Annotated in this window: 20 protein-coding genes; 9 read left to right on the top strand and 11 right to left on the bottom strand. The window is 73.2% G+C overall.

Going from position 1 to position 20,561, the window contains the following annotated elements; translation table 11 throughout:
• The first annotated feature begins 168 nt into the window (after positions 1 to 168).
• Positions 169 to 1,467 (top strand): DUF6986 family protein, encoded by a 1,299-nt coding sequence (locus ACY34M_RS32815; RefSeq protein WP_462721833.1) that lies wholly within the window; start codon positions 169 to 171, stop codon positions 1,465 to 1,467.
• 72 nt (positions 1,468 to 1,539) lie between these two features.
• On the opposite strand, the gene ACY34M_RS32810 is transcribed toward ACY34M_RS32815, so the two are convergent.
• On the bottom strand, positions 1,540 to 2,622 hold the full coding sequence (locus tag ACY34M_RS32810) for a LacI family DNA-binding transcriptional regulator (RefSeq protein ID WP_462721834.1): 1,083 nt from the start codon (positions 2,620 to 2,622) through the stop codon (positions 1,540 to 1,542).
• A 105-nt stretch (positions 2,623 to 2,727) separates the two neighbouring features.
• On the opposite strand from ACY34M_RS32810, the gene ACY34M_RS32805 reads away from it, so the two are divergent.
• Positions 2,728 to 3,690 (top strand): ROK family protein, encoded by a 963-nt coding sequence (locus tag ACY34M_RS32805; RefSeq protein WP_462721835.1) that lies wholly within the window; start codon positions 2,728 to 2,730, stop codon positions 3,688 to 3,690.
• 64 nt (positions 3,691 to 3,754) lie between these two features.
• Here ACY34M_RS32805 and ACY34M_RS32800 read toward each other — a convergent pair whose 3' ends face one another.
• Positions 3,755 to 4,174, bottom strand: a complete 420-nt coding sequence (locus ACY34M_RS32800; protein ID WP_462721836.1) for an anti-sigma factor antagonist — start codon at positions 4,172 to 4,174, stop codon at positions 3,755 to 3,757.
• Positions 4,175 to 4,804: 630 nt separating this feature from the next.
• On the opposite strand from ACY34M_RS32800, the gene ACY34M_RS32795 reads away from it, so the two are divergent.
• The gene (locus ACY34M_RS32795; protein ID WP_462721837.1) at positions 4,805 to 5,800 is read left to right on the top strand and encodes an NUDIX domain-containing protein; all 996 of its coding nucleotides are present in this window, start codon (positions 4,805 to 4,807) and stop codon (positions 5,798 to 5,800) included.
• On the opposite strand, the gene ACY34M_RS32790 is transcribed toward ACY34M_RS32795, so the two are convergent.
• Positions 5,770 to 6,525 carry an MBL fold metallo-hydrolase gene (locus ACY34M_RS32790; RefSeq protein ID WP_462721838.1) on the bottom strand — a complete coding sequence of 252 codons (756 nt, stop codon included), beginning with the start codon at positions 6,523 to 6,525 and terminating at the stop codon, positions 5,770 to 5,772. The two genes, ACY34M_RS32795 and ACY34M_RS32790, sit on opposite strands and share 31 nt — an antisense overlap.
• A 71-nt stretch (positions 6,526 to 6,596) precedes the next feature.
• The gene (locus ACY34M_RS32785; RefSeq protein WP_462721839.1) at positions 6,597 to 7,958 is read right to left on the bottom strand and encodes a M20/M25/M40 family metallo-hydrolase; all 1,362 of its coding nucleotides are present in this window, start codon (positions 7,956 to 7,958) and stop codon (positions 6,597 to 6,599) included.
• Positions 7,959 to 8,101: 143 nt separating this feature from the next.
• On the opposite strand from ACY34M_RS32785, the gene ACY34M_RS32780 reads away from it, so the two are divergent.
• On the top strand, positions 8,102 to 9,340 hold the full coding sequence (locus ACY34M_RS32780; protein ID WP_462721840.1) for a geranylgeranyl reductase family protein: 1,239 nt from the start codon (positions 8,102 to 8,104) through the stop codon (positions 9,338 to 9,340).
• A 33-nt stretch (positions 9,341 to 9,373) separates the two neighbouring features.
• Here ACY34M_RS32780 and ACY34M_RS32775 read toward each other — a convergent pair whose 3' ends face one another.
• Positions 9,374 to 9,832: a nitroreductase/quinone reductase family protein gene (locus ACY34M_RS32775; protein WP_462721841.1), complete on the bottom strand. Its 459-nt coding sequence runs from the start codon at positions 9,830 to 9,832 to the stop codon at positions 9,374 to 9,376.
• 168 nt (positions 9,833 to 10,000) lie between these two features.
• On the opposite strand from ACY34M_RS32775, the gene ACY34M_RS32770 reads away from it, so the two are divergent.
• From ACY34M_RS32770 to ACY34M_RS32760, 3 genes are all read left to right on the top strand, one after another.
• Positions 10,001 to 10,726, top strand: coding sequence for a TetR/AcrR family transcriptional regulator (locus ACY34M_RS32770; RefSeq protein WP_462721842.1), 726 nt, complete (start codon positions 10,001 to 10,003; stop codon positions 10,724 to 10,726).
• Between the two features lie 78 nt (positions 10,727 to 10,804).
• The gene (locus ACY34M_RS32765) at positions 10,805 to 12,043 is read left to right on the top strand and encodes a sensor histidine kinase (RefSeq protein WP_462721843.1); all 1,239 of its coding nucleotides are present in this window, start codon (positions 10,805 to 10,807) and stop codon (positions 12,041 to 12,043) included.
• Positions 12,040 to 12,705 (top strand): response regulator, encoded by a 666-nt coding sequence (locus tag ACY34M_RS32760; RefSeq protein WP_462721844.1) that lies wholly within the window; start codon positions 12,040 to 12,042, stop codon positions 12,703 to 12,705. The genes ACY34M_RS32765 and ACY34M_RS32760 overlap by 4 nt, the downstream gene beginning before the upstream one ends.
• Positions 12,706 to 12,727: 22 nt before the next feature.
• Here ACY34M_RS32760 and ACY34M_RS32755 read toward each other — a convergent pair whose 3' ends face one another.
• The 3 genes from ACY34M_RS32755 to ACY34M_RS32745 all read right to left on the bottom strand — a co-directional run bounded on the left by ACY34M_RS32755 (position 12,728) and on the right by ACY34M_RS32745 (position 15,643).
• Positions 12,728 to 13,468, bottom strand: coding sequence for a maleylpyruvate isomerase family mycothiol-dependent enzyme (locus ACY34M_RS32755; protein WP_462721845.1), 741 nt, complete (start codon positions 13,466 to 13,468; stop codon positions 12,728 to 12,730).
• Positions 13,469 to 13,564: 96 nt separating this feature from the next.
• Positions 13,565 to 14,791 carry an MFS transporter gene (locus ACY34M_RS32750; RefSeq protein ID WP_462721846.1) on the bottom strand — a complete coding sequence of 409 codons (1,227 nt, stop codon included), beginning with the start codon at positions 14,789 to 14,791 and terminating at the stop codon, positions 13,565 to 13,567.
• Positions 14,792 to 14,863: 72 nt separating this feature from the next.
• Positions 14,864 to 15,643: a DeoR/GlpR family DNA-binding transcription regulator gene (locus tag ACY34M_RS32745; protein WP_462721847.1), complete on the bottom strand. Its 780-nt coding sequence runs from the start codon at positions 15,641 to 15,643 to the stop codon at positions 14,864 to 14,866.
• Between the two features lie 156 nt (positions 15,644 to 15,799).
• Here ACY34M_RS32745 and ACY34M_RS32740 point away from each other — a divergent pair, with 156 nt between their 5' ends.
• Together ACY34M_RS32740 and ACY34M_RS32735 are read left to right on the top strand one after the other, a co-directional pair.
• The gene (locus ACY34M_RS32740) at positions 15,800 to 16,702 is read left to right on the top strand and encodes an SIS domain-containing protein (protein WP_462721848.1); all 903 of its coding nucleotides are present in this window, start codon (positions 15,800 to 15,802) and stop codon (positions 16,700 to 16,702) included.
• 34 nt (positions 16,703 to 16,736) lie between these two features.
• The gene (locus ACY34M_RS32735) at positions 16,737 to 17,624 is read left to right on the top strand and encodes a class II fructose-bisphosphate aldolase (RefSeq protein ID WP_462721849.1); all 888 of its coding nucleotides are present in this window, start codon (positions 16,737 to 16,739) and stop codon (positions 17,622 to 17,624) included.
• On the opposite strand, the gene ACY34M_RS32730 is transcribed toward ACY34M_RS32735, so the two are convergent.
• The 3 genes from ACY34M_RS32730 to ACY34M_RS32720 all read right to left on the bottom strand — a co-directional run bounded on the left by ACY34M_RS32730 (position 17,599) and on the right by ACY34M_RS32720 (position 20,442).
• On the bottom strand, positions 17,599 to 18,267 hold the full coding sequence (locus tag ACY34M_RS32730) for a TetR/AcrR family transcriptional regulator (RefSeq protein ID WP_462721850.1): 669 nt from the start codon (positions 18,265 to 18,267) through the stop codon (positions 17,599 to 17,601). The genes ACY34M_RS32735 and ACY34M_RS32730 overlap by 26 nt on opposite strands.
• Before the next feature lie 89 nt (positions 18,268 to 18,356).
• Positions 18,357 to 19,865 carry a class I adenylate-forming enzyme family protein gene (locus tag ACY34M_RS32725; RefSeq protein WP_462721851.1) on the bottom strand — a complete coding sequence of 503 codons (1,509 nt, stop codon included), beginning with the start codon at positions 19,863 to 19,865 and terminating at the stop codon, positions 18,357 to 18,359.
• A 4-nt stretch (positions 19,866 to 19,869) separates the two neighbouring features.
• Entirely contained in the window at positions 19,870 to 20,442 is a 573-nt protein-coding gene (locus ACY34M_RS32720) for a VOC family protein (protein ID WP_462721852.1), read from the bottom strand.
• Between the last annotated feature and the right edge of the window lie 119 nt (positions 20,443 to 20,561).

Raw genomic sequence — 20,561 nt, 5'->3', positions numbered from 1 at the left:
ACAGTTCCGACGTCGACGGGGCCGCGTGGTGTTCGCACCGCGCGGCCCCGTCCGCGTGACGGGGCGACGGAAAAGACCCATTGACGCCGATCACGGCGACGGTTAACTTCGCTATACGGATTGTTGATTCCGTGAAGTGGAAACATCGAGCATACGGAGAGTGCACGAATGGGTCAGCAGGAGAAGGTGTCGACGAGCCTCGCGGGCGCGGTCAGCGAGAGCATCAGCGCCTCACTCGCCCCGGTCGACGCGGAGCTCGCCCGCCGCTACCCGGGAGACCCCGGCACCCGTCAGCCCGTTCACACGGTCTACGTCCCCGGTGACGCGTTCACCGCCGACACCATCCGCACCTGGGGCGACAAGGCCCTCGCGCAGCTCGACGAGCACGCCCCGGACGCCGCCTCCTTCGCCGCCGTCCTCGGCCTGAGCGAGGAGCTCGCCGAGCCCGTCTACACCCGCGTACGCGCCAAGCTGGAGCGCGAGCCGGTGGAGGACCTGCGCGTCGACTTCGAGGACGGCTACCGGCCCGCCTCCGACGCCGACGAGGACGAGACCGCCGCGCGCGCCGCCCGCCTCATCGCCGAGGCGTACGCGAACGGCACCGCCGCCCCGTACATGGGCATCCGGATGAAGTGCATGGAGGAGGCGGTCCGCGACCGCGCCATCCGCACCCTCGACATCTTCCTCACCGGCCTCATGGAGCACGGCGGCCTGCCCGAGGGCCTCGTGCTCACCCTGCCCAAGGTCACATACCCCGAGCAGGTCACGGCCATGGTGCGGATCCTGGAGGCGTTCGAGACGCAGCACGGGCTCGAGGCCGGCCGGATCGGCTTCGAGATCCAGATCGAGACCAGCCAGTCCATCCTCGGCGGCGACGGCACCGCCACGGTGGCCCGCATGATCGAGGCCGCCGAGGGCCGCGCCACCGGCCTGCACTACGGCACCTTCGACTACAGCGCCTGCCTCGGCGTCTCCGCCGCCTACCAGGCCAGCGACCACCCGGCCGCCGACTACGCGAAGGCCGTCATGCAGGTCGCCGCCGCCGGCACCGGCGTCCGCGTCTCGGACGGCTCCACCAACGTGCTGCCCGTCGGCTCCACGGCGAAGGTGCACGACGCCTGGCGCCTGCACTTCGGCCTCACACGGCGCGCCCTCGCCCGCGCCTACTACCAGGGCTGGGACATGCACCCCGGCCACATCCCGACGCGCTACGCCGCCGTCTTCGCCTTCTACCGCGAGGGCTTCGAGGCCGCCGCCGCGCGCCTGTCCGCCTACGCCAACCAGGCCGAGGGCGACATCGCCGACGAGCCCGCCACCGCCAAGGCCCTCGCCGGCTACCTGCTGCGCGGTCTGGACTGCGGCGCCCTCGACGTCGCCGAGGTCGCCCGCCGCTCCGGCCTCACCCGCGCCGACCTGGAGGGCTACTCGGCCCCGCGCCGCGGCGACCTGACCGCCACGGCCGAGTAGGAGCCCGGTCGAACGGACACTGCCCCTCCCCGGGGACGGCCGGGGAGGGGCAGCTGTGCGTCGTGGTGCGGCTCAGTCGCTCGGCGGGATCTCGCCGGAGCCGCGCTGGATCAGCCGCGTCGTCAGCTCTATGCGCTCCGGCGGCAGCGCGGCCCCGTCCAACTGGAGGAAGAGGCGGTCCGCCGCCGTGCGGCCGAGCTGCGCGGCGTCCTGCGCCACCACCGTCACACCCGGCTTCAGCAGATCGCCCAGCTCGATGTCGTCGAAGCCGACGAGGGCGACGGGCCGCTCTCGCTCGGCCAGGACACGGATCGCGGTGACGGTCACCCGGTTGTTGCCCGAGAAGATCGCCGTGACCGGATCGGGGCCCGTCAGCATCTCCTCGGCCGCGCGCCGCACCCGCTCGGGATCGGTGACGCCGAGCGACACCCACCGGTCGGCGACGTCGAGCCCTGCCTCCTCCATGGCCGCCCGATAACCGCGCAGACGCTCGATCGCCGTGTGGATGCGGGGCTGGTCGCCGATGAAGCCGATGCGGCGGTGGCCCTGCGCGACGAGGTGGGCGACACCGTCGCGCGCGCCGCCGAAGTTGTCGGAAAGGACCACGTCCGCGTCGATCTGCCCGGCGGGGCGGTCCACGAAGACGGTCGCGACGCCGGCCGCGATCTCCGGCTCCAGGTACTGGTGGTCGGCGCCCGCGGGGATCACCACGAGCCCGTCCACCCGCCGCGCACACAGCGCGAGCACCAGCTCCTGCTCCCGCTCCGGGTCTTCGGCGCTCGACCCGTTGATCAGCAGCGCCCCGTGCGCCCGCGCGACCTCCTCGACGGCGCGGCTGAGCGGCCCGTAGAACGGGTCCGCCAGATCCTCCAGGACCAGTCCGATGCTCGCCGTACGGCCCTTGCGCAGGACGCGTGCACTGTCGTTGCGCCGGAAGCCGAGCGCGGCGATCGCCTCCTGGACGCGGCGCTCCGTGTCCTCGGTGACTCCGGGCTCCGCATTGACGACACGGGACACCGTCTTCAGACCGACCCCGGCCCGCGCGGCGACGTCCTTCATCGTCGGTCGGTTGCCGTAGCGGTTCTCGGTGCGGGGGGCGGTACGGTCCACTGTGCGCTGTCCTGTCCTGTCGTCTCGGCGTGTGGCGTCGAGCATAGGGCCTGGACAACGTTGTCAGATGCGAGAGAGACTGTCGACCATTGGCCGACTGTCGACCCGCAGTCGCGCATTCGACCTGCCTTTCCGGGGGAACTGACACAGATGCACATGGACCTCGTCGCCGCGCTCGACATCGGCGGCACCAAGATCGCCGGTGCCCTTGTGGACGACCGGGGTCGCCTCCTCGTACGAGCGCAGCGGCCGACCCCCGCTCAGGAGGACGGCGACACGGTGATGGCCGCGGTGGAGGCCGTGCTCCGGGAGCTGACGGCCGCCGCGCCGTGGCCCCGGGTGCGCGCGGTGGGCATCGGCAGCGCCGGGCCCGTGGACCGCTCGCGCGGCACGGTCAGCCCGGTCAACGTGCCGGGGTGGCGCGGCTTCCCGCTGGTCGACCGGGTCCGCGCGGTGACCGGCGAGCTGCCCGTCGAGCTGATCGGTGACGGGGTCGCGATCACGGCGGCCGAGCACTGGCAGGGTGCGGCCCGCGGCCACGACAACGCGCTGTGCATGGTGGTGTCCACCGGCGTCGGCGGCGGACTGATCCTGGGCGGCGAGCTGCGCCCCGGCCCGACCGGGAACGCGGGCCACATCGGCCACATCAGCGTCGATCTGGACGGCGACCCCTGCCCGTGCGGCGCGCGCGGCTGCGTCGAGCGGATCGCCAGCGGCCCGAACATCGCCCGCCGCGCCCTCGCCGAGGGTTGGCAGCCGGGGGCCGACGGCGACGCCACCGCCGCCGCGGTGGCCCGCGCCGCCCGGGCCGGCGACCCGGTGGCGATCGCCTCCTTCGAGCGCGCGGCCCAGGGCCTCGCGGCGGGCATCGCGGCGACCGCGACGCTCGTCGAGATCGACATCGCGGTGATCGGCGGCGGCGTGGCGAAGGCGGGCGACGTCCTGTTCACGCCCCTGCGCCGCGCGCTGCGCGACTACGCCACGCTGTCGTTCGTGCAGGGCCTCACGGTGGCTCCCGCGTCGACGGGCACGGACGCGGGGCTCGTGGGCGCGGCGGCAGCGGCGCTGCGCCCGGGTGCGGGCGTGAACGGGGCGCACCGGCAGGCGGTGTGACGCACCGTCGGCCCGTGGCCGCCCGCCGGGGCTCGCGACTCCGGCGGGATCCGTCACAAGGGCCCTAGTCGGCCACCTCCTCGCCGACGCGGAGCGCCTCGCCCACCGTCGCCACCGGCGCCAGCAGCCCGGCCAGGCCGCCCATGTCGATGAGGCGGAGCGTGAGGCGCTGGGTGCACACCACGGAGACGCGGCCGTCCCGTTGGCGCGCCCTTCGGGCGGCGCGCTCGAGGAGTCTGAGCCCGGAGCAGTCGCAGAACGTGGTGCCGGTCAGATCGATCACGACGACGCGGTAGGGCCCCGCGGCCACGGGATCGAGGAGCGGGGCGAGCCGGTGGAACGTCAGAATGTCGACCTCGCCGAACAGTTCGACGACGATGCAGTCCTCGACGGTGCGCAGCCTGGGCGCGGGGACTTCCTCGCCGGGCTCGGTCGCGTTGCTGAGGGCTTCGAGAGCGCAGCCCTGCGGTTGGTTCTGTAGCATCTGGCCCCCCGGGTCAAGTGCCCGGCCGATTCCATGGCGGTGCCGGGCGGGCGGGACGAGGTCACCGGGGTCCGGGGTGCCTGGCCGATCACGCTAGCCGGAGGGCTCGTACGCTGTGATGACGTAACGATTCCTGAGCGGCTTACGTCACTTGAAGGGGTGAATATCCCCGAAATCGCTTGACGTCTAGAGGTATTTCACCGTTCACAGCCCGTGTATTTGTCGCACACCCCGTGTGAACTCCGCACCGTCACCGGGGGCGCACACACGGTGTCGCCCGCCGTCGGGTCGCGCTTGACTGGCCCGAAGAAAGCGCGGGAGGCCGTGATCGGGACCGGCCGCCGACCGTCGGGCAGCGGTGGGCGCCGTCCTGCCGGCGGGCCTCCTGCGAGCGTCTCCCGGGTTCCCCCGATATCCGGAGGCGCGCGGGCGGTGTCATGGCGTGCGACCGCCCGGTACGGAGGCCCGTCTGCCGCGACTTCCCTGGGCGGTGGGCGGGCACCGTACGCTACGGGCCCCCTGGCGCCCGGCACGGTCGCTGCCCTATGCACGGATCTCCTCATCAGCGGCTGGTTTCCGTGGCAGGGTGTTGCGGGCAAGCCACAGGGGGCCAATGGAAGAGGGGGAACCGTGATCGTCTGGATCAACGGGGCGTCCCGCGCGGGAAAGACCTCCGCGGCGCGGGAGTTGATCGACCTGATCCCCGACTGCACACTCTTCGACCCCGAGGTGATCGACGGCGAGCTGGAGCGGCTGCTGCCGGCCAAGCGGCTCGCCGAGGTCAACTCCTGTCAGGACCTGCCGATCTGGCGACGCCTCGTCGTCGACACCGCTGCCGCTCTCCTCGCCGAACTGGGCGGAGTGCTCGTGGTGCCCATGGGATTGCTGCGCCAGGAGTACCGGGACGAGGTCTTCGGTGGGCTTGCGGCCCGGCGGATTCCTGTGTGCCATGTGGTGCTTGCTCCTGGGGAAACGATCCTGCGTTCCCGTGACCCCGCCGGGGAGGCACCCGCCGACATCGAACCGTACCGGGCCGCGCTCGGCGGCTGGCTCGCCGCCGACGCCTACCCCGTCGACAACGGCGCCCTGTCCCCGTACGAGACCGCCGTGCGGATCGCCGCCGCGCTGCGCGCCGGGGACGCGCCGTCCTGCGACATCGTGCAGACGCCCGAGCCGACCGCGGAGACCGTCGCGGCGGGCGTGCTGCTCTTCGACGACGAGGACCGGGTGCTGCTCGTCGACCCCACGTACAAACCGGGCTGGGAGTTCCCCGGCGGCGTCGTCGAGGCGGGCGAGGCACCCGCGCGCGCGGGTGTGCGCGAAGTGGCGGAGGAGACGGGGATACAGCTCGACGAGCTGCCGCGCCTCTTGGTCGTCGACTGGGAGGCGCCCGTGCCGCCCGGCTACGGCGGCCTGCGGCTGCTCTTCGACGGCGGCCGGCTCGCGGGCGCGCGGGCCCACGAGGTGCTGCTGCCGGGGCCCGAGCTGCGGGAATGGCGGTTCGTGACGGAGAGCGAGGCGTCCGCGCTGCTGCCGCCCGTCCGGTTCGAACGGCTGCGCTGGGCCCTCAGGGCGCGCGAACGCGGCGCCGCCCACTACCTGGAGGCGGGCGTGCCGGTCGGGTGAGCGCGCCGGAGCGCCGCTCGCAGCGCCGCGCCCGCGCCGCCCACCACCGGATCGCCGTGCCCGAAGCAGGCCACCTCGCTGTCGAGCGCGGCGAGCCGCCGGAACGAGGCGAGCGCCCGCTCCTTGTCCAGGTTGAACACGCCGGGCATCACCTGGCCGTCCAGGGGCGACGCCGCGATCGCGTCGCCGGTGAACAGCACGCCGTGCCGGGGGAGATGGATCCCGATCGACCCCTCGGTGTGTCCGGGCGCCGCGACCACGCGCGCCCCGTCGCCGAAGTCGAGCACGTCCCCGTCGTTCAACTCCCTTACTTCGTAAGAGAGCACAGGGGCGGCCGGAGGCGGCGGGAGCTGGTCCAGGGCCTGCTCGTGGATCGGGCGTTCCCAGTCCTCGTAGACCGGCCCGGGGCCCGGCTCCTCGCCCCGGACGAACGGTGCGTCCAGCCGGTGCGCGTACACGTCGGCGCCGCTCAGCCGCGCGAACTCCCCGGCGCCGCCCGCGTGGTCCTCGTGGAAGTGCGTCAGGACGATCCGCCGTACGTCCTCGGGAGCGTGCCCCCAGTCCCGTACGACGTCCGCGACGGGCTCGCCCGCTCCGGGCGCGCCCGCGTCGACGAGGGTCAACTCGCCGCCGTCGCGCCAGAGGTAGGCCTGGCCGACGGGGAAGCGCAGCATGCGCAGCCGGGGCGTGAGGTCGATGACATCAGTGGGTGCGTAGGGCGTCATGCCCGCGACCGTACGAAGGGTGCGGGCATGACGTCGTACGAATCGGCTCAGGGCAGAGCCGGTCGCGAACGTCAGTTGGCGGACGCGTACTTCTGGAGGAACAGGGCCTCCGCCACCGAAAGGCGCTCCAGCTCGTCGGGGGACACGGACTCGTTCACCGCGTGGATCTGGGCCTCGGGCTCGCTCAGGCCGATGAGGAGGATCTCCGCCTCCGGGTAGAGCGAGGCGAGCGTGTTGCACAGCGGGATCGAGCCGCCCTGGCCCGCGTACTGCATCTCCTGGCCGTCGTACGCCTGCTGCATCGCGTCGGCCATCGCCGCGTACGCGGGGCTCTCGGTGTTCGCGCGGAACGGCTGGCCCTGGCCGACCTGCTCGACCTTCACCCGGGCGCCCCACGGGGTGTGCGCCTCGATGTGCGCGATGAGGAGCTTCGTGGCCTCGGCGGCGTCGGTGCCCGGCGGCACGCGCAGGCTGACCGCGGCGCGGGCGCCCGCCTGCACGGACGGCGTCGCGCCGACGACCGGCGGGCAGTCGATGCCGAGGACGGTCACGGCGGGGCGCGCCCAGATGCGGTCGGCGACCGTGCCGGAGCCGATCAGCTCGACGCCGTCGAGCACCTTCGCGTCCTTGCGGAACGTTTCCTCGTCGTACTGCAGGCCGTTCCACGACTCGGACGCGGCCAGGCCGTCGATGGTCGTCGAGCCGTCCTCCGCGCGCAGCGAGTCCAGTACGCGGACCAGGGCGGCCAGCGCGTCCGGGGCGGCGCCGCCGAACTGGCCGGAGTGCAGGTTGCCTTCGAGGGTGGTCATGTCGATGCGGAGCAGGGTCATGCCGCGCAGCGTCGCGGTCGCCGTCGGCAGGCCCACGCGGAAGTTGCCGGCGTCACCGATCACGATCGTGTCGGCGGTGAGGAGCTCGGGGTGCTGCTCGGCGTAGCGCTCCAGGCCACCGGTGCCCTGCTCCTCCGAACCCTCGGCGATCACCTTCACGTTGACCGGGACCCCGCCGTTCGCCTTCAGCGCGCGGATCGCCAGGAGGTGAAGCAGCACGCCGCCCTTGCAGTCGGCGGTGCCGCGCCCGTACCAGCGGCCGTCCTCGCGCTCCGTCAGCTCGAACGGGGGCGTCACCCACGCCGCCTCGTCCAGCGTCGGCTGTACGTCGTAGTGCGCGTACAGGAGTACCGTCGGCGCGCCCTCGGGGCCGGGCAGGAAGCCGTACACCGACTGCGTGCCGTCCGGGGTGTCGAGCAGGGCGACGTCCTGGAAACCCTCGGTGCGCAGCGCGTCGGCGACCCAGTTGGCGGCGCCCTCGCTCTCGCTCTTCGGGTACTGCTCGAAGTCCGCCACCGACTTGAAGGCGACCAGTTCGGTCAGCTCCGCCTTGGCCCTCGGCATGAGCGAGGCGACGGTCTCGGCGATCGGATGCGGCGACATGGGCACGCTCCTCGTGGGTGCGACGTTGTGCAGGGTGTGCGGAAGATCCTCCCACAGGGGGTCGCCGCGCTGCCCGCCGTAGGATGCCTGGGACAGGTGCGGCAGGCATTCCAAGATGGGCGAATCGGGAGCAGCGGACAGTCGTGAGCAGCGAGAATCCGGCGACGGACGGCACGGACGGCAATGAGATGGGCGACGGCGGGCAGGCCGGTGGCGTGTGGGACGTCGTCGTCGTGGGCGCGGGCCCGGCCGGGGCGTCCGCCGCGTACGCGGCCGCGGACGCGGGGCGCCGGGTGCTGATCCTGGAGAAGGCCGAACTGCCGCGGTACAAGACGTGCGGCGGCGGCATCATCGGCCCCTCCAGGGACGCGCTGCCGCCCGGCTTCGTGCTGCCGTTCAAGGACCGGATCAGCGCGGTGACGTTCTCCCTGAACGGCAAGTACACCCGCACCCGGCGCTCCAAGCGGATGCTGTTCGGGCTCATCAACCGGCCCGAGTTCGACGCCCAGCTCGTCGAGCACGCGCAGAAGGCGGGCGCCGAGCTGCGCACCGGGGTCACGGTGACCAGCGTCGAGCAGCACGGATCCAGCGTGCCCGACCGGCGCACCGTCGCGGTCGGACTGCAGGGCGGCGAGACGATCCTGGCGCGCGCTGTGGTCGGCGCCGACGGCAGCGCGAGCCGGATCGGGGCGCACGTCGGCGTGGAGATGGACCAGGTCGATCTCGGCCTGGAGGCGGAGATCCCGGTGCCCGACAGCGTCGCCGAGGACTGGCGCGGGCGCGTGCTCATCGACTGGGGGCCGATCCCCGGCAGTTACGGATGGGTGTTCCCCAAGGACGACACGCTCACCGTCGGCGTGATCTCGGCGAAGGGCGAAGGGGCCGCCACCAAGCGGTACTTGGAGGACTTCATCGCGCGGCTCGGGCTCGCCGGTTTCGAGCCGTCGATCTCGTCCGGGCATCTGACGCGCTGCCGCGCCGACGACTCGCCGCTCTCGCGCGGCCGCGTCCTGGTGTGCGGTGACGCGGCGGGGCTCCTGGAGCCGTGGACCCGTGAGGGCATCTCGTTCGCGCTGCGCTCGGGGCGGCTCGCGGGGGAGTGGGCGGTGCGCGTCGCGGAGGCGCACGACGCGGTGGACGCGCGGCGCCAGGCGCTGAACTACGCGTTCGCCGTCAAGGCCGGGCTCGGCGTCGAAATGGCCGTCGGCAAGAGCATGCTGGCCGTCTTCGAGCGCAAGCCGGGGCTGCTGCACACGGCGATCACGACGTTCCGCCCCGCGTGGAACGCGTTCGCGAGGATCACGCGGGGCTCGTCGTCGCTCGGCGAGCTCGTGCGGACGCACCCGATGGCGGGGCGGGCGCTGTCGCGGCTCGACCGCTGAGGCGCGGCCGAGGAGTGCGCAACCGCGTCACGGTCACTCGACCGTGATGCGGAAGACCGGGTGGTCCGGCGCCGCGGCGGAGATCTCGGCGTCGGTCGACTTCGCCGTGACGCCCTTGAAGTAGTCGTTCACCTGCCAGCCCCAGCGCTCCAGGTACGTGCGCAGCACCGCCCGCTTGAGGTCGTCGTCGGTCAGCTCGACGGCCCGGAACGTGCGGACCTTGCGGCCCAACCGCAGCTCGCCGCCGCCCGCGGCGAGCATGTTCTTCACCCACTGCGAGTGGCCGCGGGCCGAGACGAGGTACTGCTCGCCCTCGTACGTGTGCGGGTTGACCGGGATGCGCTGGAGCTGCCCGCTCTTGCGGCCGCGCACGGACAGCTCGGCGGAGCCCGCGAGGCTGAGTCCGCGGCGGGCCAGCCAGCCGACGGCCTTGTTCATGCGCACGGCGCTCGGCGTCGCCTTGAGGTAGTAGGGCTCGGACTGTGCGGTCATGGTGACCCCCGGAAGGATTATCGAGAGCGGTGCTCTCGCTCAAGAGCAGTGTGCACCCGTTCGGTGATGCACTGCAAGAGCACTGCTCTCTTTTTTGAGCACCGCACCAGGATGTGTGCACCGAACCGGGATGTGTGCACCGCTCCGCATCCGTGGAAGACTCGACGCATGAGCACGCGTCGCAGCACACCCCCGCAAGCGCCGAGCGCCGCGCAAGGAGCCCGCGCCCGCGCCCGGCAGGAGATCACCGCCGCCATCAAGGACGAGGCGCGCAGACAGCTCGCCGAGGACGGCGCGGCGAAGCTCTCGCTGCGCGCCGTCGCCAGGGAGCTCGGCATGGTCTCCTCCGCCCTCTACCGCTACTTCCCGAGCCGCGACGACCTGCTGACCGCGCTCATCATCGACGCGTACGACGCGCTGGGCGAGGCCGTCGAGCGCGTGGACGCCGGCCGGGCCGGGACGGCGACCGCCACCGAGCGCTGGAGCACGGTGTGCGGGGCGGTCCGGGACTGGGCCCTGAACTCCCCGCACGAGTACGCGCTCATCTACGGATCCCCGGTGCCCGGCTACACCGCCCCGGACACCACGGTCCGGGCCGCCGCACGCGTCGGACTGCTGCTCATCCAGATCGTGCGGGACGCCTACGGGAGCGGCGACGTGACGCCGCCCGCGCTCTCCGCCGAACTGCTGCCCGAGGCCGAGCGGATGGCCGCTGACTTCGCGCCCGACCTTCCTCCGGAGGCGGTCGCCGCGCTCGTCGCCGCGTGGGCGCAGCTGTTCGGGCTCGTCGGCTTCGAGCTGTTCGGCCAGTTCAACCGGGTCGTCGAGGACCGCTCCCGCTTCTTCGCACACGCGTCGGCGGAGCTCGCCCGCGGCGTCGGGCTGCGCGGGTAGGCGTACTCCCGCGGAAGTACGCCCGATCACCTCGCACGGCGGACGCCCCGCGCGGGCCCCGGCGCTTAGCGTGGCGGCATGGACGAGCAGCGCGTACGCGACGGTGGCCCGCCCCGGCAGTGGGCCGGGCCACCGTGGCTGCGGCGCGGGCCCGCCGAGGGGGCACGGGCGTGGCCGTGGCGGTCCACGCTGCTCGTCACCGCGCTCGTGCTCGTGGGCACGAACTTCGCCGCGGACGGTCAGGCGGGCGAGCGCGCCGACCTGGATGTGTTCGCCCGGCTGCTGATGCTCGCCGGGGGCGCCCTGCTGCTGTGGCGGCAGCGGTACCCCGTCGCCGTCGCGTTCGGTACGGCGGCGTGCGTCACCGTGTACCTGGGCGCCGGGTATCCGTACGGTCCGGTGTTCCTGCTCGTCGCCCTCGCGTGCTTCTCCGCGATCGTGGCGGGGCGCCGTTGGGCCGCTCTGGCCGCCGCCGGACTGCTCTGGGCGGGACATCTGCTCATCGGGCACTGGCTGTACGCGTACCTGCCGCCCTCGGGCGACGGTCCCGCCCCGTGGGCGCAGGAAGGGATCGTCGCGGCCTGGATGCTCGCGGTCCTGGCGATCGCCGAACTGGCGCGCGTGCGGCGCGAACAGTGGGAGCACGCGCGCGTGGAGCGGGAGAAGGCCGCCAGGCGGCGGGCCGACGAGGAGCGCCTGCGCATCGCCCGCGAACTGCACGACGTGCTCGCCCACTCCATCTCCGTGATCAACGTGCAGGCGGGCGTCGGACTCGCGCTGCTCGACACCGACCCGGAGCAGGCCCGCACCGCGCTCACCACCATCAAGAGCGCGAGCAAGGAGGCGCTGGGGGAGGTGCGGCAGGTCCTCGACACCCTCCGAGCGCCGGGCGACGCGCCGCGCGCCCCCGCGCCCGGTCTCGACCGGCTCCCCGAACTCGTCGACCAGGCCGCGGGCGCCGGGCTCACCGTCGACGTCAGCACCGACGGGCCACGGACCGCGCTGTCACCGGGCGCGGACCTCGCCGCGTTCCGCATCGTGCAGGAAGCCCTCACCAACGTCGTACGGCACTCGGGCTCCCGCCACGCCCGCGTACACCTGTCCTACGGCGACGGCACGACGACGCTCACCGTCGACGACGACGGGCCCGCGACACGCGCCGAGGCGGGCGGCAGCGGCAACGGGCTCGCCGGCATGCGCGAGCGGGCCGCCGCCCTCGGTGGCACGATCGAGGCGGGCCCGCGCCCCGACGGAGGCTTCCGGGTCGTCGCGACGCTCCCGCTCACCGCCGCGCCCGCACAGGAGGAGCCCCAGTGATCCGCGTACTGCTCGCCGACGACCAGTCGCTCGTCCGCGCCGGTTTCCGGGCGCTGCTCGACGCGCAGCGCGACATCGAGGTCGCGGGCGAGGCCGCCGACGGCGAGGAGACGGTGCGCCTGGTGCGCGAACTCCGGCCCGACGTCGTGCTCATGGACATCCGTATGCCGCTGCTCGACGGCCTCGCGGCGACCCGCCGGATCGGCGAGGACGCGGGCCTGGCGGCGGTGAAGGTGGTCATGCTCACCACCTTCGAACTCGACGAGTACGTCTTCGAGGCGATCCGCTCCGGCGCCTCGGGCTTCCTCGTCAAGGACACCGAGCCGGACGAACTGCTGCGCGCCGTACGGGCCGTGGTGCACGGCGACGCGCTGCTCTCGCCGGGCGTCACCCGCCGCCTGATCGCCGAGTTCGCGGCGCGCTCGAAGCAGCCCTCGGCCGCGGCCCCGCTCGGCGAACTGACCGAGCGGGAGCGGGAGGTGATGGCCCTCGTCGGCATCGGCCTGTCCAACGACGAGATCGCCCGCCGTCTCGTCGTCAGCCCGCTCACCGCGAAGACCCACGTCAGCCGCACGATGGTCAAGCTGGGCGCCCGCGACCGGGCCCAACTGGTCGTCCTCGCCTACGAGTCGGGGCTCGTCCGGCCGGGCTGGCTGGGCTGAGGGCCCGCGAGCCCGGCGCGCGTCAGATGCCCGAGTGCTCCCGCCAGAGCGCGGCGAGCGAACGGTCCCCGCTCACCTCGGGGAACGGCAGCCGGTTCCACAGCGCCAGGTACAGCCGCGCCGCGGGGCCCGAGATCTCGCACTCCGCCTCGCCCGACGCGCCGCGCTCGGTGACCGGCCGCTCCCGCGTGATGCGCACGGTCCACACGGCGTCCGTGTCCGTGGGCCGTACGCGCAGGGTCCCGGGCTCGTCCGAGCGCACCCGGCTGCGCTCGCGGGCGTGGAAACCGGTGAGCAGTTCGTCGATCCCGTCGGCCGCGAACTCCGGGGTGATGGAGGTCGCGTCCCGGCTGCCGATCCGGGGCAGGGCCGACTCCGCGTCCACCCGGTGCACCGTCGTCTCGTGCGCCTGGCGGCGGGCCCAGAACGCCAGTGGGGAAGGGGCCGGCAGGAAGGCCCAGCAGTCCAGGTCGGGCGGCGCCGCCGTTAGGGTGTCGACGAGCCGGCGGTGGCCGTCGCGGTACCAGGCGAGCAGCTCGGCGCCGTCCAGCCCGGTGTCGTGGCGGTCGACGCCGTGCGGCTTGCTGCCCTCGCCCACGTAGGCGGTCGCCCAGCGGTGCACCGCGCCCTGGTGGCGCAGGAGATCGCGGACCTGCCAGCCGGGGCACGTCGCCACCTTGGCGTCGACGCCCGCCTCCTCGGCGAACGCGGCCAGCAACCGGCCCTCGTCGTCCACCACTCGAATGTGTTCGGCAATCTGCATGTGCAGAGTCTGCCGTCCGGGGTGCGCGGCGGCGCAAGTCCATTGATGCGATATGCCGTTGGACTGCGGTGCCGCCGGCCCCGCGTCGCCGTGGACCTACGTCGTCGCCACCCGCCGCGTCGCGAAGCCGATCGTGGCCGCCACGGCGGCGAGCAGCGCCACGCTGGTCAGGGCCGCGGACAGCGAGAACCAGTCCGCCATGAAGCCGATCGCGGGCGGGCCGAGCAGCATGCCGCCGTAGCCGAGCGTGGACGCGGCGGCGACACCGGTCGGCCCGGCGAGCGCCCCGGCCCGCTCGATGGCGACGGGGAAGAGGTTCGCGAGGCCGATCCCGGTGATCGCGAAGCCGAGCAGCGCGAGCCACACCGTGGGGGCCAGCGAGCCGAGCAGCATGCCGATCGCGCCGGTCGCGCCGCCGGCCACCAACGTGCGGGTCCTGCCGAGCCGTTCGAGCAGGGCCGTGCCGGTGAGCCGGCCGATCGTCATGGCGAAGGCGAAGCAGGCGTAGCTGGCGGCGGCGACGCCGGGGTGGGCGTGCAGGTCCTGTTCCATGTGCAGCGCGCTCCAGTCGGCCAGGGCGCCCTCGCCGTACGCCGTGCACAGCGCGATCAGGCCGAAGACCAGGACGAGCAGGCGCGTGCGGCCGTCGATGCGGGTGCCCTTGGTGTCGGCGGCCCGCTCGCGCTCACCGTCGGGCGCCTGCTGGTCCACGGGGTGCGGCGACGGGGTGCGCAGCAGTGTCGGGGCGGCGCACGCGGTGACGGCCAGGCCGAGCACGGCGATCGCCAGCAGATGCCGGGTGGGCGTCAGATGGGCCGCGACCAGGCCGCCGAGGCCCGAGCCGACCATGCCGCCGAGGCTGAACGCGGCGTGGAAGCTGGGCATGACCGGCCTGCCGAGAGCGCCGACGAGGACGACGGCGGCGCTGTTCATCGCCACGTTGATGCCGCCGTACGCCGCGCCGAACAGCAGCAGCACGAGGCCGAGCGCGACGGGGGAGTGGGTGAGCGGCGGCAGGATCACGGTCAACGGGAGCAGCACACCGCACACCACGGTCACCGCGTGCGAGCCGAAGCGGCGGCACAGCCGCCCGGTCAGCATCATCGTGATCACGGCGCCCGCCGAGACGCCGAGCAGCGCGAGCCCGAGCGCGCTCGCGGACGCCCCGGTCTGCGCCTTGACGGCGGGGATGCGCACCACCCAGCCGGCGAAGACGAAGCCGTCGAGCGCGAAGAACGCGGTGATGGCCAGGCGCAGACGGGCCAGGGACGCGGCGTGGGGGTCGTCGGCGCTGACGGCCCCGAGTTTGTTCAGTAGCGGCACAAAGTCAGGTTAGGGCGGGACTCCGCGGCCGAACAAGGGGATTGACCAGAGGTGTGTGTACGTCGCACCCGGTCATACGGTGAGCACCCGCACCCCGGCCTCCTCGAACCGCGCCAGTGCCGCCTTGTCCGCCGCCGTGTCCGTGACCAGGACGTCCACCTGGGCCACGGCGCAGATCCGGGCGAACGCCCGGTGGCCCAGCTTGGTGGAGTCGGCCGCGACCACCACGCGCTCGGCCCGCTCGCACAGCATCCGGTTGATGGCCGCCTCCGCCTCGTCGTGCGCGGACGCGCCGTGCGTGACGTCGAGGCCGACGACGCCGAGCACCGCCGTGTCGAGCGTGACCTGGCCGAGCACGCCGTCGGCGAGCGGGCCGATCAACTCGTACGACTGCGGGCGCGCGACCCCGCCCGTCAGCACGATCTTGAACTGGGGCCGCACCGCGAGTTCGTTGGCGATGTTGAGGGCGTTCGTGACGATCGTCAGGGCGGGCGTCCCGGAGGCGAGGTCGGTCCGGACGGCGAGCGCCCGCGCAACCTCCGTCGTCGTCGTGCCGCCGGTGAGGCCGACCGCCTCGCCGGGGGTGATGAGTTCGGCGACGGCCTTGGCGATGCGCTGCTTCTCGGCGGCGCCCAGCGCGGACTTGTAGCGCAGCGGGAGTTCGTAGCTGACGCCGTGCACGACGGCGCCGCCGCGGGTGCGCACCAGCATCTGCTGCTCGGCGAGCCCGTCGAAGTCGCGGCGGATCGTCGCGGCGGAGACGCCGAGTTCGCTCGCCGCGTCCTCCACGTCGAGGCGCCCGCGCTCGACGAGCAGCTCCAGGAGGGACTTCCAGCGGGCATCGCGGGACATCGGCGGCTCCAACTTCTCGTGCGGTTCGGTGGCACGACCTTAGCTGGCTTGCGCACTAATGCTTGATTATGCGCGAAAGCTAGCTATATCTTGCAGGAATACGCAGCCAGTGAGCGCGCCCCAGAGGCGTGACCAATCGCGGAGTGGGGGCACGGCATGAGCAACGTCCAGAAGGAAAGCCACGTCGGACACGAACTGAACAGCCAGCCCGAGTGCTGGACGCGGGCCGCGGAGCTCGCGACCCGGCACAAGGCGGCGCTGCCGGCCGCCGGGGAGCGGGTGGCGATCGTCGGCTGCGGCACCTCGTGGTTCATGGCGCAGGCCGCCGCGACGCTGCGCGAGCAGGCGGGCCTCGGCGAGACCGACGCGTTCGCGGCCTCCGAGTTCCCTTCCGGGCGGTCCTACGACCACGTGATCGCGCTGACCCGTTCCGGCACCACCACCGAGGTCCTCGACCTCCTCGCCGCCCACCGCGGCCGGACCCGCACCACGGCGATCACCGGTGACCCGGCGACCCCGATCGCCGACTCCGCCGACGACCTCGTCGTCCTCGACTTCGCCGACGAGCAGTCGGTCGTCCAGACCCGCTTCGCCACCACCGCCCTCACGCTGCTCCGCGCGCACCTGGGCCTGCACCCCGAGCAGGCGGTCGCCGACGCGCGCACGGCGCTCGCCGAGCCGCTGCCCGAAGGTCTCGTGGACTGCGGACAGTTCACCTTCCTCGGCCGTGGCTGGACGGTCGGCCTCGCCAGCGAGGCGGCGCTGAAGATGCGCGAGGCGTCCCTGTCGTGGACCGAGGCGTACCCGGCGATGGAGTACCGGCACGGCCCGATCAGCGTCACCACCTCCGGCACCGCCACCTGGATGTTCGGCGAGGCCCCCGAGGGTCTTGCCGAGCAGGTCTCCGCGACCGGCGCGCAGTGGATCGAGGGCCGCCTCGACCCGCTGGCCGAACTGGTCCGCGCCCAGCGCCTCGCGGTGGCCGTCGCCGCCCGCCGCGAGCTTGACCCGGACCGCCCGCGCCACCTCACCCGCTCCGTGATCCTCGACGCCAACTGACCTGCCGTTCACGGCTCTTGAGAAGGGAGGGGCAGTGCCCCTCGCAGCAACAGGAACCCTCGTCGGCGCGGCGGCGGCCCGGCACGGCGCCGTGGCCGCGTTCAACGTCATCACCCTCGAACACGTCGAGGCGGTCGTCGCGGGCGCCGAGGCGGCCGAGGCCCCCGTCATCCTCCAGGTCAGCGAGAACGCCGTCCGCTACCGCTACGGCCGCCTCCAGCCGCTGGCCCGTGCCGCGGTCGCCGCAGCCGAGGGCGCGCGCGTCGACGTCGGCCTGCACCTGGACCACGTACAGAGCGACGACCTGCTGCGGCAGGCCGCGGGCGCCGGGTTCGGCTCGGTGATGTACGACGCCGCGCGGCTGCCGTACGACGAGAACCTCGCCGCGACCCGCGCCGCCGCCGACTGGGGCCATGCCAACGGGCTGTGGGTCGAGGCCGAGCTGGGCCAGGTCGGCGGCAAGGACGGGGCCGCGCCCCTCGACGCGCACGCGCCCGGTGCCCGCACCGACCCCGGTGAGGCCCGCGCCTTCGTCACCGACACGGGCGTGGACGCGCTCGCCGTCGCGGTCGGCTCCTCGCACGCGATGACCACCCGCACCGCCACGCTCGACCACGACCTGCTGAAAAGGCTCGCCGACGGCCTCGACGTGCCGCTGGTGCTGCACGGTTCGTCCGGTGTGCCCGACACGGAACTGGCGGCGGCCGTCCGCGGCGGCATCGCCAAGGTCAACGTGGGCACGGCCCTGAACATCGCGATGACCGAGGCCATTCGCGCGTTCCTCACCGCGCACCCGGAGGCGGTCGACTCGCGCAAGTACCTCGGGGTGGCCCGCGAGGCCATGACGCGCACCGTCACCGAACTCATCGGGGTGGTGCGCGGACGGGCGGACCGTCCTACGGGCGCCAGTAGATCGACTTGACCCAGATCGTGGCGAGCGCGTCGATGGCGCGCTCCTCGTCCGCCGCGGTCCGGGTGTCGCCGAGCCCCAGCCAGATGTAGCAGGAGTGCTCCAGCATGGCCGAGAGGGCCGACGCCGTCAGTTCGGGGTCGGCCCCCGGGCAGTACCCGTCCCGCTGCGCCCGCCGGATCTCGGCCGCGATCATCCCGGTCCCCTCGGCGCGGATCGCCAGCCACCGGTCGCGGAACTCCTCCTCAAGCATCGACGCCTGGAACACGCCGACGAGTTCGCCGCGGTGCCTGCGGTACGTGTGCCAGAAGCCGGCCACCGCCTGGCGCAACGCCTCCTGAGGCGCGAGGCCCGCGCGGTAGGGCCGCTTCGTCAGCTCCGAGGCCTCGGCGTGGAAGTCCTCGGCCAGGGCGGCCAGCAGATCGGCCTTGGTGTCGTAGTAGTTGTAGAACGACGCGACCGACTTGCCCGCCTCGGCGGCGATGTCGCTGATCCGGGCGTTGAGATAGCCGTCCCTGGCGAACACGGTCCGGGCCGCGGCGCGGAACGCCTCGTCCGTCTCCCGCCCCTTCCTGGTGGCCTTGGCCGCGCGCTCGACGCCCGGCCGGGCCGTGGTCGTCGCCCTGCGCGCGGGCCTGACGGTGTGTCTCCTCATGCTGCGGCCCCCCTCCTGCCGCCGCGATGCTATCCGGCACCGCCCCGCACCAGGGACGACGGGTGCGCCTGTGTACGCCACGACACCCGCTACGACACCCGGCGTGCGTGCCCGTCCCAGAACGGCTCGCGCAGGGGTCCCTTGAGCACCTTCCCCGTCGCGTTGCGCGGCAGGTGTGTCGCGACGGTGATGCCGGTCGGTGCCTTGAAATGGGCGAGCCGCTCCCGCGCCCAGGCGAGGAACGGCCCGGCCGTGAACTCGCCCTCCCCGTCGGCGGGGACGACCACGGCGTGCACCGTCTCGCCCCACCGCGGATGCGGTACGCCGATGACGGCGACCTCGCGGACCGCGGGATGCGCCGCGAGCGCCGCCTCCACCTCGGCCGGGTACACGTTCTCCCCGCCGGACACGATCATGTCCTTGAGTCGGTCGACGAGCGTGAGGTAACCCTCGCCGTCGATCGCCCCGATGTCCCCGGTGCGGTAGAAGCCGTCGGCGGTGAGCACCTGGCGGGTGGCGTCCGGATCGTTCCAGTAGCCGGGGAAGGGTGCCGCCCCGCGCACCTGGATCTCGTCGTGCTCACCGAGCCGTAACTCCCAGCCCAGTGAGGGGCGGCCCGCCGTGGTGAGGCGGCCGCGGGACACGTCGTGGTCGGCGGGCGTCAGCGAGGTGATCGGCAGCGGCCCCGTCTCGGTGCTCGCGTACGCCTGCCGGAACCGGCAGCCCAGCGTGGTGACGGCCCGCTCCAGGACCTCGGGCCGGATCGCCGACGCCCCGTACATCACCTCCACCAAGGCGGACAGGTCCGGCGGTGTCGCGCGCGAGGCCACCTCCGCGGTCACGGCGTCCACCAACGTCGGTACGAGCTGCGTGAGCTGCACGCGGCGGGCGGACAGCTCGTCCACGAACCGGCCCGGTGCGAAGCCGTCCATCAGGTGCAGATGCCCGCCCGTGAACAGGGCGTAGCCCAGATTGACGAGCCCAGCGACATGGAACAGCGGCAGGGCGCTCAGATGGCGGGCGCCCGGCGCGGCCTCCGGCACCTCCAGGGACATGAAGGTGGCCGCCGAGATCAGCATCTCGTGCGTGACCGGCACCAGTTTGGGCCGCCCGGTCGTGCCGCTGGTGTGCAGCAGCGCGCACGGGGCGGAGGTCCGCAGACGTTCGTGCGGGCGTGGGGGTACGGGCGCGGGCGGTCCGCTCGCACCGTCCGGGACGAGCGGGAGGGTGGTGGCGGCCAATCCGCCTGCCCCGTCCAGGAGTTGCGCACCCGGCTCGTCCGCCACGACATGACGGGGCTTCATCATGTCCAGCAGAACGGCCACTTCGGGTGGGGCGAGGCGCCAGTTGACCGGAGCGGGCAGCGCGCCCGCCCGCAGCAGGCCGAAGAGCGTGACCGCCCACTCCACCCGGTTGTGCGCGAGCAGCGGGACCACGTCGCCCGGCGCCACACTGGCCGCCGCGAGGCGCGCCGCCTCGCGCTCCACCGCGTCCGCAAGCTCCGCGTAGCCGAGCTCGCCGCCCCGGTCGTCGCTGAGCGCGATCCGGTCGGCGTCGTGCCCGGCACGCCAGTCGAGTACGTGCTGCCAGGCCGGCACGGGCTCAGCCGGTCACGGCCGGGGACACCCGGTCGGCCGCCGTGCGCGGGGTGTGGGCGACATCGCCGGGAGCGCCCATCTCCCGCCGCCAGCAGGCGAATTCGAGCAGGATGCCGTCCGGGTCCTGGAAGTAGAAGGACCGCACGAAGACGCCGTCGTGCAGCTTCTCGGCGTACCCGTCCTCACTGTCGTCGTGGTCGATGACCGGGCTGACCCGGACCCCGTCCTCCTTGAGCCCCGCGCGGTACTCCAGGAACCGCTCCTCGGGCACGTTGATCGCGACGTGGTTCATGGTGCCGACCGCCGACATCCACTCGCCCATGCCCGGCACGGTCACCGGCCGGGACACTCCCGGCACCGCGTCGGGCGCGTCGGCGAACCAGAAGAACGCCAGCGCGTTGCCGCCGCCCATGTCGAAGAAGAAGTGCTGCCCGGCGCCGCCCGGCAACTCGATCGTCTTGATCAGGCGCATCCCGAGGACCCGGGTGTAGAAGTCCACCGTGCGCTCCATGTCCGCACACACCAGGGCGAGATGGTTGACCCCGCCCAACTCGTACTTCGGGTTCCGCCACGTCATGCGCCGGACCTCCCTGTCGTCGACCGGTGAATCCTGTTCTGAATCTAAACTCAGATTCAGATCTGCGCTAGCGTGCCGACGGACACAGCGTTCACGAACCGATCCGGTCAGCCGTTCTC

It is taken from the genome of Streptomyces sp. EDA2-14 (assembly GCF_054963755.1).
Note: the sequence above shows the minus strand (reverse complement) of the source record. Positions and strands in the feature narration are given on the sequence as shown.

Bases quoted from the DNA above. Each gene is read 5' to 3' on its own strand.
- ACY34M_RS32785 (WP_462721839.1), bottom strand. From the start codon at position 7,958: ATGTCGCCGCATCCGATCGCCGAGACCGTCGCCTCGCTCATGCCGAGG.
- ACY34M_RS32775 (WP_462721841.1), bottom strand. From the start codon at position 9,832: ATGACCGCACAGTCCGAGCCCTACTACCTCAAGGCGACGCCGAGCGCC.
- ACY34M_RS32730 (WP_462721850.1), bottom strand. From the start codon at position 18,267: ATGAGGAGACACACCGTCAGGCCCGCGCGCAGGGCGACGACCACGGCC.
- ACY34M_RS32740 (WP_462721848.1), top strand. From the start codon at position 15,800: ATGAGCAACGTCCAGAAGGAAAGCCACGTCGGACACGAACTGAACAGC.
- ACY34M_RS32755 (WP_462721845.1), bottom strand. From the start codon at position 13,468: ATGCAGATTGCCGAACACATTCGAGTGGTGGACGACGAGGGCCGGTTG.
- ACY34M_RS32800 (WP_462721836.1), bottom strand. From the start codon at position 4,174: ATGCTACAGAACCAACCGCAGGGCTGCGCTCTCGAAGCCCTCAGCAAC.
- ACY34M_RS32815 (WP_462721833.1), top strand. From the start codon at position 169: ATGGGTCAGCAGGAGAAGGTGTCGACGAGCCTCGCGGGCGCGGTCAGC.
- ACY34M_RS32805 (WP_462721835.1), top strand. From the start codon at position 2,728: ATGCACATGGACCTCGTCGCCGCGCTCGACATCGGCGGCACCAAGATC.
- ACY34M_RS32790 (WP_462721838.1), bottom strand. From the start codon at position 6,525: ATGACGCCCTACGCACCCACTGATGTCATCGACCTCACGCCCCGGCTG.
- ACY34M_RS32720 (WP_462721852.1), bottom strand. From the start codon at position 20,442: ATGACGTGGCGGAACCCGAAGTACGAGTTGGGCGGGGTCAACCATCTC.
- ACY34M_RS32765 (WP_462721843.1), top strand. From the start codon at position 10,805: ATGGACGAGCAGCGCGTACGCGACGGTGGCCCGCCCCGGCAGTGGGCC.
- ACY34M_RS32745 (WP_462721847.1), bottom strand. From the start codon at position 15,643: ATGTCCCGCGATGCCCGCTGGAAGTCCCTCCTGGAGCTGCTCGTCGAG.
- ACY34M_RS32770 (WP_462721842.1), top strand. From the start codon at position 10,001: ATGAGCACGCGTCGCAGCACACCCCCGCAAGCGCCGAGCGCCGCGCAA.
- ACY34M_RS32810 (WP_462721834.1), bottom strand. From the start codon at position 2,622: ATGCTCGACGCCACACGCCGAGACGACAGGACAGGACAGCGCACAGTG.